Origin of the sequence: Asanoa ferruginea (assembly GCF_003387075.1) — a bacterium.
Taxonomy (GTDB): Bacteria; Actinomycetota; Actinomycetes; order Mycobacteriales; family Micromonosporaceae; genus Asanoa; species Asanoa ferruginea.
The window spans coordinates 375,685-390,051 of record NZ_QUMQ01000001.1 but is presented as its reverse complement, the minus strand read 5'-3'; the positions used below and the strand labels follow the sequence as shown (position 1 = coordinate 390,051).

General features: G+C 69.0%; 10 protein-coding genes and 20 tRNA genes. 25 read left to right on the top strand and 5 right to left on the bottom strand.

From position 1 onward, the window contains the following. Nucleotide 1 precedes the first annotated feature (1 nt). The 24 genes from DFJ67_RS01890 (at nucleotide 2) to DFJ67_RS01780 (ending at nucleotide 8,540) form a co-directional block, all read left to right on the top strand. Nucleotides 2-2,374: an ABC transporter permease gene (locus tag DFJ67_RS01890; RefSeq protein WP_116066260.1), complete on the top strand. Its 2,373-nt coding sequence runs from the start codon at nucleotides 2-4 to the stop codon at nucleotides 2,372-2,374. A gap of 269 nt (nucleotides 2,375-2,643) precedes the next feature. Continuing rightward, a tRNA-Trp gene (locus DFJ67_RS01885) sits at nucleotides 2,644-2,715 on the top strand. A gap of 181 nt (nucleotides 2,716-2,896) precedes the next feature. Beyond that, a tRNA-Glu gene (locus tag DFJ67_RS01880) sits at nucleotides 2,897-2,970 on the top strand. A 1-nt stretch (nucleotide 2,971) separates the two neighbouring features. Beyond that, nucleotides 2,972-3,044, top strand: a tRNA-Gly gene (locus DFJ67_RS01875). A gap of 5 nt (nucleotides 3,045-3,049) precedes the next feature. Next, nucleotides 3,050-3,122 (top strand) — tRNA-Gly (locus tag DFJ67_RS01870). A 22-nt stretch (nucleotides 3,123-3,144) separates the two neighbouring features. Beyond that, nucleotides 3,145-3,585 carry an HNH endonuclease gene (locus DFJ67_RS01865; RefSeq protein ID WP_116066259.1) on the top strand — a complete coding sequence of 147 codons (441 nt, stop codon included), beginning with the start codon at nucleotides 3,145-3,147 and terminating at the stop codon, nucleotides 3,583-3,585. 43 nt (nucleotides 3,586-3,628) lie between these two features. Beyond that, a tRNA-Gln gene (locus DFJ67_RS01860) sits at nucleotides 3,629-3,699 on the top strand. 46 nt (nucleotides 3,700-3,745) lie between these two features. Next, nucleotides 3,746-4,213, top strand: coding sequence for a macro domain-containing protein (locus DFJ67_RS01855; protein ID WP_116066258.1), 468 nt, complete (start codon nucleotides 3,746-3,748; stop codon nucleotides 4,211-4,213). A 7-nt stretch (nucleotides 4,214-4,220) separates the two neighbouring features. Beyond that, a tRNA-Thr gene (locus DFJ67_RS01850) sits at nucleotides 4,221-4,293 on the top strand. A gap of 116 nt (nucleotides 4,294-4,409) precedes the next feature. Beyond that, nucleotides 4,410-4,485 (top strand) — tRNA-Asp (locus DFJ67_RS01845). A 5-nt stretch (nucleotides 4,486-4,490) separates the two neighbouring features. Further along, nucleotides 4,491-4,577, top strand: a tRNA-Ser gene (locus tag DFJ67_RS01840). Nucleotide 4,578: 1 nt separating this feature from the next. Then, nucleotides 4,579-4,653, top strand: a tRNA-Ile gene (locus DFJ67_RS01835). Nucleotides 4,654-4,658: 5 nt separating this feature from the next. Next, nucleotides 4,659-4,732, top strand: a tRNA-Arg gene (locus tag DFJ67_RS01830). A gap of 7 nt (nucleotides 4,733-4,739) precedes the next feature. Further along, nucleotides 4,740-4,827: transfer RNA gene (locus DFJ67_RS42495), tRNA-Ser, on the top strand. Between the two features lie 4 nt (nucleotides 4,828-4,831). Next, nucleotides 4,832-4,906: transfer RNA gene (locus tag DFJ67_RS01825), tRNA-Lys, on the top strand. 18 nt (nucleotides 4,907-4,924) lie between these two features. Continuing rightward, nucleotides 4,925-5,000, top strand: a tRNA-Glu gene (locus DFJ67_RS01820). A gap of 5 nt (nucleotides 5,001-5,005) precedes the next feature. Next, nucleotides 5,006-5,077: transfer RNA gene (locus DFJ67_RS01815), tRNA-Asn, on the top strand. A gap of 9 nt (nucleotides 5,078-5,086) precedes the next feature. Next, nucleotides 5,087-5,159 (top strand) — tRNA-Val (locus tag DFJ67_RS01810). Nucleotides 5,160-5,161: 2 nt separating this feature from the next. After that, a tRNA-His gene (locus tag DFJ67_RS01805) sits at nucleotides 5,162-5,235 on the top strand. A gap of 1 nt (nucleotide 5,236) precedes the next feature. Further along, nucleotides 5,237-5,323: transfer RNA gene (locus DFJ67_RS01800), tRNA-Tyr, on the top strand. A 1-nt stretch (nucleotide 5,324) separates the two neighbouring features. Next, a tRNA-Arg gene (locus DFJ67_RS01795) sits at nucleotides 5,325-5,397 on the top strand. Nucleotides 5,398-5,574: 177 nt separating this feature from the next. After that, nucleotides 5,575-7,407, top strand: a complete 1,833-nt coding sequence (locus tag DFJ67_RS01790; RefSeq protein ID WP_116066257.1) for a serine hydrolase domain-containing protein — start codon at nucleotides 5,575-5,577, stop codon at nucleotides 7,405-7,407. A gap of 91 nt (nucleotides 7,408-7,498) precedes the next feature. After that, a tRNA-Leu gene (locus DFJ67_RS01785) sits at nucleotides 7,499-7,573 on the top strand. 469 nt (nucleotides 7,574-8,042) lie between these two features. After that, nucleotides 8,043-8,540, top strand: coding sequence for a GNAT family N-acetyltransferase (locus tag DFJ67_RS01780; RefSeq protein WP_116066256.1), 498 nt, complete (start codon nucleotides 8,043-8,045; stop codon nucleotides 8,538-8,540). Between the two features lie 884 nt (nucleotides 8,541-9,424). Here DFJ67_RS01780 and DFJ67_RS01775 read toward each other — a convergent pair. Then, complete coding sequence (locus tag DFJ67_RS01775; protein ID WP_170215712.1) at nucleotides 9,425-9,844, bottom strand: GNAT family N-acetyltransferase; 420 nt, start codon at nucleotides 9,842-9,844, stop codon at nucleotides 9,425-9,427. A 144-nt stretch (nucleotides 9,845-9,988) separates the two neighbouring features. Next, the gene (locus DFJ67_RS01770; protein WP_203784235.1) at nucleotides 9,989-10,459 is read right to left on the bottom strand and encodes a MarR family transcriptional regulator; all 471 of its coding nucleotides are present in this window, start codon (nucleotides 10,457-10,459) and stop codon (nucleotides 9,989-9,991) included. 57 nt (nucleotides 10,460-10,516) lie between these two features. Between DFJ67_RS01770 and DFJ67_RS01765 the strand changes: the two genes are divergently transcribed. Further along, complete coding sequence (locus tag DFJ67_RS01765) at nucleotides 10,517-11,320, top strand: alpha/beta fold hydrolase (protein ID WP_116066255.1); 804 nt, start codon at nucleotides 10,517-10,519, stop codon at nucleotides 11,318-11,320. A gap of 7 nt (nucleotides 11,321-11,327) precedes the next feature. Here DFJ67_RS01765 and DFJ67_RS42190 read toward each other — a convergent pair whose 3' ends face one another. From DFJ67_RS42190 to DFJ67_RS01750, 3 genes are all read right to left on the bottom strand, one after another. Continuing rightward, nucleotides 11,328-11,771 carry a hypothetical protein gene (locus DFJ67_RS42190; protein WP_147315389.1) on the bottom strand — a complete coding sequence of 148 codons (444 nt, stop codon included), beginning with the start codon at nucleotides 11,769-11,771 and terminating at the stop codon, nucleotides 11,328-11,330. Nucleotides 11,772-11,836: 65 nt separating this feature from the next. After that, nucleotides 11,837-11,912 (bottom strand) — tRNA-Arg (locus DFJ67_RS01760). A gap of 1,232 nt (nucleotides 11,913-13,144) precedes the next feature. Then, nucleotides 13,145-14,200, bottom strand: coding sequence for an alpha/beta hydrolase (locus DFJ67_RS01750; RefSeq protein WP_116075489.1), 1,056 nt, complete (start codon nucleotides 14,198-14,200; stop codon nucleotides 13,145-13,147). Nucleotides 14,201-14,367 lie beyond the last annotated feature (167 nt).

Sequence of the window (14,367 nt, the reverse complement as noted above, 5' to 3'; positions counted from 1 at the left end):
CATGACTGCGGTGTGGCGGGCGGCTAGGGCGGCTGTTCGGCGGCGGCGGATGCAGACGTTTGTCATCGGGTTGGTCGTGTTGCTGTCCACCACGACCGTGGTGGTCGCGCTGGCCCTGTTGCAGGCGTCGTCGGCGCCGTTCGATCGCAGTTTCGCGCACCAGCAGGGCCCGCACGCGGTCGCCGTCTTCGACCGCGCCCTGGTCACCGACGAGGTGCTGTCGGCCCAGCGCACCGGGGTGGCGGCGGCGGCCGGGCCGTTCGGGGTGGTCACGCTCGAGTCCGACGGTGCGGGCCGGTTCGGCCCGGCCGGACCGCTGACCGTCGTCGGCCGGGCCGACCCGGGCGGTCCGGTCGACCGGCTCAACCTGTGGCAGGGTCGCTGGCCCACCGCGGCCGGCGAGATCGTCCTCAACCTGCCGCCGATGGGCCGCGACGGACCGGGCTTCCTGCCGGGCGGCAACGAGGTGAACCTCGGCGGCAGACCGTTCACGGTCGTGGGCCGGGCCTACAGCCTCAGCCAGACCGCCGACGCCTGGGTCACGCCGGAGCAGCTGACGGCGCTGCGCCCAACCGAGGTGCAGATGCTCTACCGGTTCAGCGGGGACGTGTCGACGAAGGCCGCCGTCGAGGCCGACCTGGCCGCCACCACCGCCGGCCTGCCGACCGGCGCGCTGGTCGCCCAGCGGCCCTACACCGCCGTCAAGGAAGAGGTCTCCGCCGACGTCGGCGTCTACGTGCCGTTCCTGGCCACGTTCGGGGTGCTCGGCCTGATCGTCGCGATCGTCATCGTCGGCAACGTGGTCAGCGGCGCGGTCGTCTCCGGCTTCCGGCACATCGGCATCCTCAAGGCCCTCGGCTTCACGCCCCGCCAGGTGGTCGCCGTCTACCTCGCGATGGTGTCGGTACCCGCCATCGTCGGCAGCGTCCTCGGCACCGCCGCCGGCGCGTTGGCCGCCCAACCGCTGCTGACCTCCGGCTTCGAGGGGCTGGGCCTCGACGTCGGCATCGGCGTCGGGCCGTGGATCTGGGCCGCCGGGCTGGTCGGGGTGCCGGCGATCGTCGCGCTGGCCGCCTTCGTACCCGCCGTCCGGGCACACAGCCTGTCGGCCGCGGCGGCGATCAGCGCCGGCAGTGCACCGCGGATCGGTCGGGCCACCCGGATCCAGCACCGGCTCGCCGGGGTCCGCCTGGCGCGGTCGGTGACGCTCGGGCTCGGCCTGCCGTTCGCCCGACCGGGCCGCACGGCGTTCACGGTCGCCGCCGTGCTGCTCGGCGTGACCACGGTGACGTTCGCGACCGGTCTCGCCGCCTCACTCGGCCGGATCTCGACGATCGAGGACCGGGCTTCGGGCCAGGTCGGGGTGCACCCGTCCGACGGCCAGGGCCGGATCATCCCGGACGGCCAGGGCCCACCGGTCGCGGCGCCGTCCCGGACCACACGCACCGACGCGCAGGTCGAAGAGCTCCTGCGCGGGACGCCTTCCGCGGCGCGGGTGGCCGCGATCCTCAAGCTTCAGGTCTCCGCCGTCGGCCAGACCCAGCCGCTGATGGTCAACTTCATGCGCGGGGACTACTCGACGATGGGGTACGCGGACGAGCTCACCGCCGGCCGCTGGATGGCCGCGCCTTCCGAAACGGTGGTGCCGTCGGAGGTGATGCGCCTGCGGGCGTTGCCCATCGGGTCCAAGATCACGCTGCGCCTCGGCGACTCCGCCGACCGCACGCTGACCGTGGTCGGCGAGACGATGGACGGTCCCGAGGGGCCGCCGGGCATCATCGCCGACTGGTCGGTGTTCACCGCGCTCGCACCCTCCCGGGTCGTCGCGCCCGACGAGGTCTACTACCAGGTGCAGCTCACACCCGGTGCCGACGTCGACGGCTACGCGGCGGCGGTGCGGGCGGCCGATCCGGCGCTGGACGCGTACAACAATGCCCAGGCCTCTGATTTCGCCGTGACCGTGATCGGCTTCTCGTCGGTGCTCTCGCTGCTGCTGTCCACCGTCGCGGCGCTCGGCGTCTTCAACACGGTCGTGCTCAACGTCCGGGAACGCCGGCGCGACCTGGGGATGCTCAAGTCGATCGGGATGACGCCCCGGCAGGTGGTCGCGATGGTGCTCACCTCGATGGCGCTGGTCGGCGTGGTCGGCGGCGTGCTCGGCATCCCGCTGGGCGTGCTGGCGCACCACTACATCGTGCCGGCGGCCGCGGATGCCGCGCGGGTGGCCATCCCGTTGTCCGTCATGAAGGTGTGGCAGGCGCCGACGCTCGCGCTGATGGCGTTGGCCGGCGTGGTGATCGCGCTGCTCGGCGCACTGGTTCCGGCCCGCGGCGCGGCGCGGCTGACGATCGCGGAGGTGCTGCACAACGAGTGAGAAATTAATAGTGTTGCCTTCGGTACGCGACGCGCCTTACCTTTGATCCAGAGCGATTCACCCGAGAAGGAGATCCCGACATGTTGTGGCAGCCCAGTTTCGAACCGACGCGGCACCTGTCGCGCGGCGTCGAGGGTATGCCCGATGCCGGGCGATACGCCTCGGGCAAGCCGATCAACGCGGGCCGACGGGCAACGTAGCGCAGCATTTTTCGCAGCGCTCACGCCGCCCGCCCCGAAAGGGACCGGGCGGCGTTTCTTTTAGCCACTGGGGTGTGGCGCAACTGGTAGCGCACCGGATTCCAAACCCGGTTGTTGCAGGTTCGAGTCCTGTCACCCCTGCTTGTCCTGTCGGCCTTTCCGGCCGACTCGGGATCGTGATTTGAGAACTCCACAGTGGATGGCATTGTTTGTCCCGGCCGCCTTTGGCGGGCGGGGCTTCGGGAACGACCGGCTCGGTGACCGGACCTGTTTTGGGTACAGGACGCGCGGGGTTCGACTCCCTGGTTCCCGACTTTTTCATGGGCCGTCGGAGCAGTTGGAAAGCTCGTCGCGTTCTCAGCGCGAAGATCAGGGGTTCGAGTCCCCTACGGCCTACGCGGTAGTAGCTCATCAGGTAGAGCGGCACACCTCCAATGTGCAGGCGCGCGGTTCGAGTCCGCGCTACCGCTCGCATGCGGATGTGGCGCAGTTGGTAGCGCGGCACCGTGCCAAGGTGCAGGTCACCGGTTCGAACCCGGTCATCCGCTCAAACAAGGAAAGGAGGATCCGGTGGACGTCCTGGTCATCAACGCCGATCTTGGCCCGCTCCACCGGGTCAGTGTCCGGCACGCGGTTCGCATGCTCGTCCGGCAGGTCGCGGAGATTCACGAGGCCCGGCCCGACAGAGTGATCGGCGTCTACCCGATCCCGACGGTCGTGCGGCTCGTGCGCTACGTGGTCACGAAATGGCGCTACAGCGCGGTTCCCGGTTGGTCGCGCCAGGGTGTCCTGGTCCGCGACGGCCGGGGTTGCGGTTACTGCGGCGGCCACGCGACCACGGTCGACCACGTCCTGCCCCGCTCCCGCGGCGGCCGGAACACCTGGACCAACACCATCGCGGCCTGCGAAGGCTGCAACCAGCGCAAGGGCGACCGCACCCCGGCCGAGGCCGGGATGAAACTGCGGTTCGAGCCGACCACCCCGTCGTGGGTGACGCTCACCCGGCGCTGACCGCGTGGCCGGCGGGTTCTCTCTCGCCCGCCGGCCACGCCGTTCCCGGATCGTCCAATGGAAGGACAGCTGGTTCTGGCCCAGCAGATCGAGGTTCGAGTCCTTGTCCGGGAGCAGCGCCTAACGCGTCACCGTCACACCCCGTTGCGACGATGAACGAATGGCACAGATCAGATATGTAACGGGTGACGCGACCCGGCCATTGGGCGCCGGTCCGAAGATCATTGCCCACGTCTGCAACGACACGGGCGGTTGGGGTCGCGGCTTCGTCGTCGCACTGTCCAGACGGTGGCCGGAGCCCGAGCGGGCCTACCGAGCCTGGCATCGTGACGGAGCGGCCCTGCTCGGTGAGGCACAGCTCGTCGCGGTCGAGCCCGGGCTCTGGGTCGCCAACATGGTTGGTCAACACGGCCTCCGCCGTGCCGGCAACCGACCGCCGATCCGCTACGACGCGTTGCGCCGCTGCCTGGCCAGCGTGGCCGAGGAGGCCGCCGCGCTCGTCGCCTCGGTCCACATGCCGCGGATCGGCGCCGGACTCGCCGGCGGTCGGTGGGAAGAGATCGAACCGATCATCGTCGACGAGGTCGTCGCCAAGGGCATCCAGGTGACGGTCTACGACCTCGAATAGGTCAGTCGCCGCCATAGCTCAGCTGGCAGAGCGTCCGCCTCGTAAGCGGAAGGTCCCCGGTTCGAATCCGGGTGGTGGCTCGGGGTGAGTGCAGGTGCACAGCGTTGCCTTGCAAGCTTCGCGTGCGCGGTTCGATACCGCGTCACTCCACGCAGGCCCGCGTAGCCCAACTGGCAGAGGCGCGGGCAACACCCAAGATGACGTCGCCCAGTCTGGTCCAGGGCGCTTCCCTGTCACGGAAGAGGTCGCGGGTTCGAATCCCGTCGTCATCGCGCGCGGAAGGATGGCCGAGAGGTCTAAGGCGCTGTCTTGCTAAGGCAGACCGGCAAGCCCGGCGCGGGTTCGAATCCCGCTCCTTCCGCCACGTCGTCGTGGCCAAGCCCGGTAAAGGCGCCTCGCCGATAACGAGGAGACCGCTGGTTCAAATCCAGCCGACGACACGCATGCCCTCGTAGCTCATCTGGAAAGAGCGCTGGTCTACGAAGCCAGAGGCGGCAGGTTCGAGTCCTGCCGAGGGCACGATCATGGAGGAGCCAGCCGACAGATGGCGCCGGCCACCGTTTCGAAAACGGTTGAGGGTTAGACCTGTGGCGGTTCGACCCCGCCCTCCTCCGCAATGTCCCGTTAGCTCAGCCTGGTTAGAGCGGCAGCCTCTTAAGCTGCGCGTCGGCGGTTCGAATCCGTCACGGGACACATTGATCAGCCACTCATGGCGCGGTGGACGAATTGGGAGAGTCGCCCGGCTTTCACCCGGGACAGATTGCGGGTTCGAGTCCCGTCCGCGCTGCTCATTTCGGTGTCGGGTAATTGGTAGCCCAGCGGCCTGTTAAGCCGCCTGTCCTGGTTCGAGTCCAGGCACCGAAGCGGTGGAATGCCCGGGTAGCTCAGCAGGGAGAGCACCGCTTTCACACGGCGGGGGTCGGCGGTTCGAGCCCGTCCCCGGGCACGGTGTCCGTAGCTCAACGGCAGAGCGCCGGATTGTGGATCCGGCGATGGCGGTTCGATTCCGCTCGGTCACCCCAGGGGAGCGCGCCACCGATGGTGAGGTGGGGCTGGCTGTAACCCAGTTGCTTTCGGGCTCAGGGGGTTCGAGTCCCTCCGCTCCCACCACGCCCGTGTAGCTCAGCGGAAAGAGCGCCTGTTTCCGGAACAGGAGGGCCCGCGTTCGAATCGCGGCACGGGCACTTATGCCATCCATTGTGGAACAGCGCAGGCGGGCGTTGGCTGCCCAGTCGTGATTCATATCCACGGCCTGCCCGGTTCGACACCGGGGCCTGCGACGGTGGTAGGGCTGGCCCCCGTACACGTTGGCCTGCGCACTGGATCGTGGTCCACCGGGTTTGGCACCTAGCGTTTTGATCATGCAGATGTGGAAGAACGCGCTGGTCGCGGCCGCCGTGGTGGCCGGTTCGGTGGTGGTGGGCGCTGGCCCGGCCCGTGCCGAGCCGACGCCGGATTTCGCCGCCGTGGCCGACGAGGTGATCGGGCGCCAACTGAGCGAATACGGCATCCCCGGCGCGGCGGTCGTCGTGGTGCGGAACGGGAAACAGATCTTCGGCAAGGGGTACGGAGTTGCCGACACCGCCACCAAATCGCCCGTTTCCGTTGACGACACTGGGTTCTTCATGGCCTCGGTCGCCAAGCTGTTCACCGCCGAAGTGGTGCGGCAGCAGGTCGCGCTCGGGCGGCTCGACCTGCACGCCGACGTCAACCGTTACCTGACCGGCTTCCGGATCGCCGACACCTACCCGGGCCACCCGGTCACGCTGCACGATCTGCTCACGCACAGTTCGGGCTTCGCCGACACGCCGCTCGGTGTGGCGGTCGACGACCCCAGCCGGGTCGAGCCGCTCGGTGCCTGGCTTGCCGCGCACCAGCCGCCGCGGGTGCGGGCGCCGGGAACGCTTGTCTCCTACGACAACTACGGGATGGCGTTGGCCGGGTATCTCGTCGAGGTGGCGTCGGGGGAGCCGTTCGCGGACTACGTACAACAGCAGATTGTGGATCCGCTCGGTATGACCGGCACCAGTTTCGCGCAGCCGCGCCCGGCCACGGCGGTGGGGAAGCTCGCCACCGGCTATCGCAGTGACGGTGTCGCGGCGCGCGGGCAGTGTGGCGCGATGTCGCCGACCGGTGCCGGCCCGACGACCACGGCCGCGGACATGGGGCGCTTTATGGTGGCGCAACTCAAGCCCGGAAACCCCAACATCCAACCGCAGTTCACCCCCGAACCACGACTGCCGGGAATGGGGTACGCGTATGAAGAGCACGAGCGGGCCGGCCATCGGTGGGTGAGCAAGGACGGCGACGTGCCCGGGTTCCACGACAACCTGGCGCTGCTGCCCGACGAAGGGCTCGGGATCTATGTCGTCTACAACGGCGACGGCCACGACGGATCGGCGGCGTTCGCCGGGCGTGAGTTGGTCGACCGGATGGTCGAGCTGCGCTATCCGGTTGCGGCGGCCCCTGCCATGGCGGCCGGTGGGCAGGATCTGGGTGCCTTCGCGGGGACCTATCGGACGACCCGCTTCAGCCACACGGACTTCACGAAGTTCGCGACGCTGACCACGGCGGTGACGGTGACCGGTGACGGCGACGGGCTCACCACGACCGGGTTGTCGCCGGATCCGGCTCATGCCACCCAGCACTGGACGCCGGTCGCGGTCGGGGTGTTCACCGACGGGCGGGAGCGGATCGCGTTCCGGGACGACGGCGTCTTGTTCAGCACGATCAACCCAGCTGCGGCGTACGAGCGGCTGCCCTGGTATGAATCGCCAACCCTGCAGATGGCCGCCGCGGGCGTGGCGCTGCTGGTCCTGCTGCTCGCATTGCTCTGGTGGCCGATCGCGGCGCTGGTCCGTCGGCGGCGCCGGCCGGGCCTGGCCCGTGCGGCGACGGTTGTCGGCTGGGTCAGCGCGGGGCTTGTCGTCGCGTTCGCGGGGCTGCTGGCTTTGTTTCTCAGCGACAGTGCGGCCCTCGATCAACACGTCTTCCTCGACGATTCGGGTCTCGTGAAGGCCGCGCTGGTCCTGCTGACCGTTGCCGCCGGTGGGGCAGTCGTGATGCTGGCCGGCACCGTGCTCGGGTGGGCGCGGGGCTGGTGGGATCGGGCGGGTCGGCTCGGTTACACCGTCGCCACGGCGGCCGTGCTGGTCGTGGTCGCGGTGGGCGCGAGCTACAACTTGGTCGGCTGAGCATGGCATGCACCGTCACCCGAATGGGGTCGTTGGCGCGCGTCCATCCGGGTGTCGGTGCATCGGCCAAGCTGGTATACCGGACGGCGCAGGGGTCGTAGCCCAATTGGCATGAGGCAAACGGCTTAGGACCGTTCCAGTGCGGGTTCGAGTCCCGTCGACCCCACAAATCCCTGCCCAGATCCGGTCCGCTGCGCGGCCAGGGTCTGGGTGGGGATTTGTCATTCCGATTCCGGGGGCGACCCCCGGAGACCCCACGGTGCGGTGGTTGCGGTTCGCGGTATGCGAGGTCGGACCCGACGTGGCCGTTGGGTCCGACCTCGCCGGCTCGGCGTCGTGGTGCCGTCTCAGGTCCTGAGGGCGGCGCGCCGGAACTAGTGGAGCAGACGCCACGACGCTGCCACTGCGATCCGGCCCGGATCGGTGGGTCGGAGGTCGGTCGCGGGTGCGCAGGTTCGAACCCCGCCATCGAGAGAGACCTGCGCGTGGATCGCGTTTTCCCAGCTCAATGGGTGCGTCTCGACACGCGCGGGGGCGCGTTTCGGCCCGTCGGGGTGGGGCTCGAACCTGCGCACGAGCTTTGCCCGCTCTACGACCGGGCTCGCCAACGGTCACGACCGGTAGCCTCGGCCCTTGTGAGTTGGCTGCCGAAGGACTTCGTCCATCCCGTCTACGTGCCCGTGCCCAACACCGCCCTTCACCTGAGGCCGATCCGGGAGGCTGACACCGCACTCGACTACCCCGCCGTGATGGGCTCCCAGAAGCGCTTGTGGGAGATCTTCGGGCCGGCCTGGGCTTGGCCCAAGGAGACGATGACCTATGACGAGGACCGCATCGACCTACTCCGGCACGAGAACGAGATAGCCGCCCACCAGTCGTTCAACTACGCGCTGTTGAACAAGGAGGAGACGGCGATCCTCGGCTGTGTCTACATCGACCCGCCCGAGCGCACCGGCTCTGACGGCGAAGTCTCCTGGTGGGTGGTGGACGAGCTGGTCGGCAGCGAGATGGAGCGCGCGCTCGACGCACTGGTGCCGCAATGGATCGCCGCCGACTGGCCGTTCCAGCAGCCTCGTTATCTGGGCCGCACCATCACCTGGCAGGAATGGCTCACGCTGCCGCGCGCGTCGTGACAAGCCCGCGGCCGCGCCCAGAGCCCTTAGACAGGCTCGCGTGCGGCCCGAGCGCACTCGGCGCCGACGAGGTCCGAACAGCACCGGCCCTGCCGTGACAGGCAAGCGGATCGCGGCAGATGAGTGCGGCCGGGCGTTGGCTGGAGAGTCAGCGTTGTCGGCAGACGACCGACGGTGAAACCCTCGAAAACGTCACCGGGTACCGGGGCACCTCCGTGCACGCCCGCGCCGGTGCGACGCCGTCATCCGGGCTGCATGTCCGCAGGATTTTCCAGGGTCAGGACCGTCATATCCAGCAGACGCTGGTAGTAGGACGACTCGTAGCCGTCCAGGGCTGGAATCGCGCGGTTGAGCTTCTGCTCGCAATCCGCGAGTACGTCCCCACCGCCAGTCGTCGATGCGGCCCCCGTTCCCCAGCAACGTGCTGACACAACCCGAGACTTTGGAATCGAGGCTCACCATCTCGACGCCATTTGGCTCGACGACGTACAGCCGGCGCGGAAAGGCGGCCTGCTGGTGTTCCTCGTAGAGTGCCCCCACGGCACGCAAGAGGTCGTCCGGCAAGGATTGACCCTCCGATCATCGACCCCGATGAGCGTCCAACCTAGTGCACGCTCATCGGCAGAAGCGGATGCCGTCGTCTGACGGCACCGACCCGCCAAAGGCTGCCGGCCATGATCGACACCTCACCCCGCCCATGTGCGCAGGTGCCGCAACCACTTGCCCAGCCGACGAACCCCTCCGCCGCAGTCATTCCCCCACGTACACGTCCGCGACCAGGAACAACCGTCCGGACGGTGCGCAGTTGTGGCCTGTATCCTTGAGCTGCTGGATGCGGCTGATGAACGACGACAAGGGCTGATCGCGCCCGCGGCGCGCTCGGTTCAGGTGGTGCCGATTGGTTTCGAACACAGCACGTCCGGAAGCGGCAGGTATCCCAGCCTCTGCCAGAACCGCAGCGCCTCCACGTTGTCTGGCATGACCAGCAGGTTCACTCTCGGACAACCCAGGGCCGCGAACCGGGTTTCCAGTTCAGCGACCAAGCGACTGGCGATACCGCCTCGACGATGCGCTGGGTCGACAGCCAGCCGCAGGATCCATCCTCGCCGACCGTCGAAGGTGCCCAGTACCACTCCGGCCACGATGTCATCGCGTTCGGCGACCAGGAACAGCTGGGGATCACGCGTCAGCTTGGCCGCGAGCTCCGCACGTGGCAGCACGTCGCGGCCTGCGGACCGCCACACCTCGGTGACCCCGTCGTAGTCTGCCCAGCCGAACTGTCGTATCTGAATCACGGCGTTCATCCTTGCCGCACCGGGCACGGAAGCGGTCTGCCAGTGACGTGGTTCGCATGCGTTCCGATGTGGCGGCATCCGAACCGCGGACACCGCCGCTCACGGTCCATGTTGATCCAGGACTGGCGCCTGGTGCGCCGGCTCTCGAAGGTTCTATAGCTGTTCGGTGGCCTCGGCACGGAGCCGCACGATCGTCTGCGGGCTGAGCCAGTGTCCCAGCGTTTCCAGCGCTGCCAGCACCTGTGCCAGGTCTGCTGGGTCGTGCTCGCCGAGCGCTGCCGCGACCGCATCCGTGATGCCGGCGGCGGCGACCGTCCGGCGCCGCGGTGTCACGTCGGGATCGCGGCGCAGCAGCTGGCGGCGGCGGTCGGCCGGGTCGGGTTCGGCCAGCACCGAGCCCACCTCGCGTAGCCGGGCGATCGCGCCGGAGACCGCGCTCTGTGGCAGGCCGGTGCGCTGCGCGACCTCGGTGACCGTGGTGCCCGGGTTTTCGTAGACGTCGTTCATCACGATGACCACCGTCCGTTCGCCGCCCGAGTGCCGGCCGCTGGCCGGTGTGGGCAGGGCCTGCTCGCCGATCTTCATCAGGGTGCGGCCGAGCAGGATCAGTTCGACGGGGTTCATGTCACCGAGATTACATCATTCTTGATGCATCAGAAATGATGCTTTAGGCTTCGGATCATGGATCACTACCTGCACGTCGACGGTGCCCGGCTCTACTACCAGGTCACCGGGTCCGGACCGGTCCTGCTGATCTCCCAGAGCGGCGAAGGAGACGCGGACCGCACCGTCGACCTCGTCGGCAACCTTGCCGACCGGTTCACCGTCGTTACCTACGACCGGCGGGGGCTGTCGCGCAGCGGGCCGGCCGGGGCTGCCTCCATCCGGCGGCACGCCGAGGACGCGGCCGCCATTCTCAACGAGGTCACGGACGCGCCGGCTCACCTGCTCGGGCTCAGCCTCGGCGCGGTCATCGGGTTGCACATCATGAGCGTCCAACCCGGACTGATCGCTCGGCTGATCGCACACGAACCGATCGCGTTGCCGTTTCTGACCACCGCCGACGCGGACGCGGCCCGCAGTTCATTGCTCGGTGTGCGCCGGGTGCATCAGCAGGCCGGCTGGCGTGCGGCCGCCGCGGAGGTGGCGACGGTGCTCGGCATCGACCCCACCCGCCAGGAGACCGAGCCGGGCATCACGCGCTTTCCGTTCACCGACCAGCGCGCGGCCAATTTCGAGTATTTCCTGGCCAACGATCTCGACGCCGCGCTCAATGACACGCTGCGGCTCGCCGACATCCCCCGCGACGGGCGAATCGTCCCCGCCGTCGGCACGACCAGCCCGACCGACGGGTTCGACTATCTGGCGGGGCTGGCGCTGGCCGATCACCTCGGTGTGCCGGTGCAGCGGTTTCCGGGTGGGCACAACGGCAATCTCACCCATCCGCGGGCGTTTGCTCATCGCGTACGCGAGCTGCTGTGTTGATTTTGCCTCAGAGCAGGCTGGTCAGGGCGTTCTCGTATTTCGGGCGGTCGTCGGGCGGCGTGTTCGCGGGGGCGTAGTCGAGGACGACGACGCCGGTGCGGTGGGTGTCGGGGGCGGTCGCGTACTCCTGGGCGGTTGTTTCGTCGGGGAAGACGTACACCGTGACGGCTTTGGTTGTCATGATCTCGGAACAGTGCGTGACGCCCGTCGCGCAGTAGCCGGAGTTGTCGCGGGGGTCCGGAACCGGCAGGCCGGCGGCCGCGAAGGTGTCGACCACCTCTTTGGCGCTGGGTGCGCCGTCGGCGCGGGCACGAATTTCCACGGCCGCGGTGGACGTGCTCGGCGCCGGCTGGGGCGCGGTGGCGGCGGGCGCGGCGGGCTCGGCGGAGCAGCCGGCGGCAGCCAAGACGAAGGCGAATGCGGCGATGGCGGGGAGGAAGCGTCGACTCACCGCGGCGATTCTTCCTGGTCAAGCCGCATCTGCCGGGTTGGCGCGCCCGGCGTGACGGTTCGTGGTGGTGCGCTCGGCAGGATTCGAACCTGCGACCATGGGCTTAGAAGACCCCTGCTCTATCCACTGAGCTACGAGCGCCTGGCGGGTGTCGCGCCGGTCGCCGCCGAAATTGACGGACAGCCAGGGCGTGACGATCTCGCCTGCACATATTAGGTTTCCACGCGTGCAGGTGACGAGCACCCGCTTTCTTCCGCTGCTGGTGTCGACCGCCGACCGGACGGTCGACGAAAGCCACGTGCTCGACGAGTTCACGGAGGGTATCTCCGTGGCCTACTCGTTCGGTCCTCCGTTCGGGGAAAGATTGGTCAGCTGGTCGGATCTTGACCAGTTCGCGCTCAACCGCCGGACGCTGCGTCGCCTCGCCATCGACCACCTCTACGACAACCTGCGCCGAGCCAAGATCCACGGGCAGCCGCCGGCGGTGCTGCTGTCCTTCGAAGGGCTCGAATCCAGCGTGTTGCTGGCCGAGGAGTTCTGGGAAGAGCTCGGGCCGCGTATCCCGGGTGAGCTTGTCGTGGGCGTGCCGGCTCGGGATGTCGTGATCATCACGGGGACCGAGTCGCGGCCTGGGCTGGAGAAGGCCCGGCGGGCGGTGGAGCGGGTTTTCATGGCCGGCGACAAGCATCCGCTTAGTCGGGATCTGCTCGTCTGGCGGCAAGGGGAGTGGCGGCCGCTGCTTGGTGGTGGGCGGCAGCCTCCTGGGCCGCGGCCGCCTGAGCCTGGGCGACGTCTTCCGGCGCCTGGGTCTGGGGCGGGGCCGGGCTGGTCGGGTGGGCCTGGGCCTGGTCGGGATGCCGACTCCGGGGCTGGTTGGACGGGTCGGCCGGGGGCTGGGCGAGAGCCTGGTCCCGGGCCGGAGTGGTCGGGTGGGCCGGATGCGGGGCGGGAGTCTGGTTCCGGGCGGGGCTGGTCCGGTGGGTCCGGGCCTGGCCGGGAACCTGATCCGCGGCCGGAGTGGTCGGGCCGGTCGCGGCCTGGGCAGGATGCTGATTCCGGGCCGGAGTGGTCGGGTCGGCCGCGGCCCAGGCGGGAGCCTGAATCCGGGCCGGGCTGGTCGGGTCGGCGGGCGCCGATCCGGGATCCTGAAACGCCGCCGGGCCGGTCGGGTCGACGGGGTGCTGGCCGGGATGCCGATTCCGGGCCGGAGTGGTCTGGTAGGCCGCGGCCTGGCCGGGGACCTGATCCGCGGCCAGGCTGGTCGGATGGGCCAGAGCCCGGCCGGGATCCTGATTCCGAGCCGGACTGGCCGGGTCGACCGGGGCCCAGCCGGGAAGCCGATCCGCGGCAGGGCTGGTCGGGCCGGCCGCGGCCTAGCCGGGAACCTGATCCGGAGTCGCCCCAGTGGCAGCCGCCACGTCAGCGTCGGGAGCCGGAGAGCTATCCCGATCCGGACTATCCGCCTGAGCGGCGCCAACCGCCGGACCCCCGTCAGTGGGAGTCACGTAGGCGTCGATCCAGCGCCCCACCTCGGTGAACAGGCGCTCTCGGGGCTGCGGGCCGGAGAGCGTGAGGTCGTGGATGCCGCCGTCGATGCGGACCAGAGTGACGTGCTGGCCGAGCCGGGGCGCGTAGCGGACGATGTGCTCGACGTCGAGCACCGCGTCGGCCACGTTGATGCTTTCGTTCCATTTGGCGCCGCGGAACGTGCGCGTCGAGCAGGCGACCAGCACCGGCGCCGGGATGTCGAGGCCGGCCCAGAGTTGGCGGTGGGCGGTGCGGATCGCGCCGACCCAGCCGGCGAAGATCGGGAACGCCTCGATCGGCTTCCAGGCCAGGTTGTAGTCCCACTCGCCGCGGTAGTTGATGTGCAGGCTCTGCCCGTAGAGGCTTTCGAGGCCGCGGGGGACCGCCCGGCGGGGGTTGCGGCGGCCGAGGCGGGCGACGCCGGCGAGCACCGGGCGGCGCATCAGCCAGGGCATGTTGAAGTCGAAGAACGGACTGTTCAAGAACAGACCATCGATCATTTTTCGGTCACGTCGGGCGTGTGCCCATAGCGACGCCACCAGGCCGCCGGTCGAGTGGCCGTTGACGAGCAGGGTCTCGGCACCGATCAGCTCGGCGGCGATGTCGAGCTCGGTGAAGTATTCGGTCAGGTCGGTGGTGAAGTTGGGCGTCTGGTGCGGCAGCAGGCTGCGGCCGTAGCGGCGCAGGTCGATCGCGTGGAAATCCCAGCCGCGCTCGACGTAGAAGTCGGCCAGGTGGGTCTGGAAGAAGTAGTCGACGAAGCCGTGCACGTAGAGCACGGCGCGCCCGGTCGGGCGCTCGGCCCGGCGACTGACCAGCGTCGCGATCAGCGGACCCTCGTCGTCATGCCCGAGGTCGATGACCCGGCGCTCGTAGGGCTGGCCGAGGACGTCTATCTCCACGTCGTTCACGTTCCAGACGCTACCGCTCGGGTACGACATCCGGCCTTGATCGTTCGGTTTTCCACAGGTGCCCAGTTATCCACAGCCATCTGTCCGTCCGTGGCCTCCGCGCGCTCGGCTCGGGAGGCTGTTCCCCGAGTCGACTCGCGCCCCAATGACCGATCCAT

What these genes read in the sequence shown, in the direction of transcription:
- DFJ67_RS01890 (WP_116066260.1), top strand. Translation starts at nt 2, where the DNA reads ATGACTGCGGTGTGGCGGGCGGCTAGGGCGGCTGTTCGGCGGCGGCGG.
- DFJ67_RS01855 (WP_116066258.1), top strand. Translation starts at nt 3,746, where the DNA reads ATGGCACAGATCAGATATGTAACGGGTGACGCGACCCGGCCATTGGGC.
- DFJ67_RS01790 (WP_116066257.1), top strand. Translation starts at nt 5,575, where the DNA reads ATGCAGATGTGGAAGAACGCGCTGGTCGCGGCCGCCGTGGTGGCCGGT.
- DFJ67_RS01775 (WP_170215712.1), bottom strand. Translation starts at nt 9,844, where the DNA reads ATGAACGCCGTGATTCAGATACGACAGTTCGGCTGGGCAGACTACGAC.
- DFJ67_RS01770 (WP_203784235.1), bottom strand. Translation starts at nt 10,459, where the DNA reads ATGAACCCCGTCGAACTGATCCTGCTCGGCCGCACCCTGATGAAGATC.
- DFJ67_RS01765 (WP_116066255.1), top strand. Translation starts at nt 10,517, where the DNA reads ATGGATCACTACCTGCACGTCGACGGTGCCCGGCTCTACTACCAGGTC.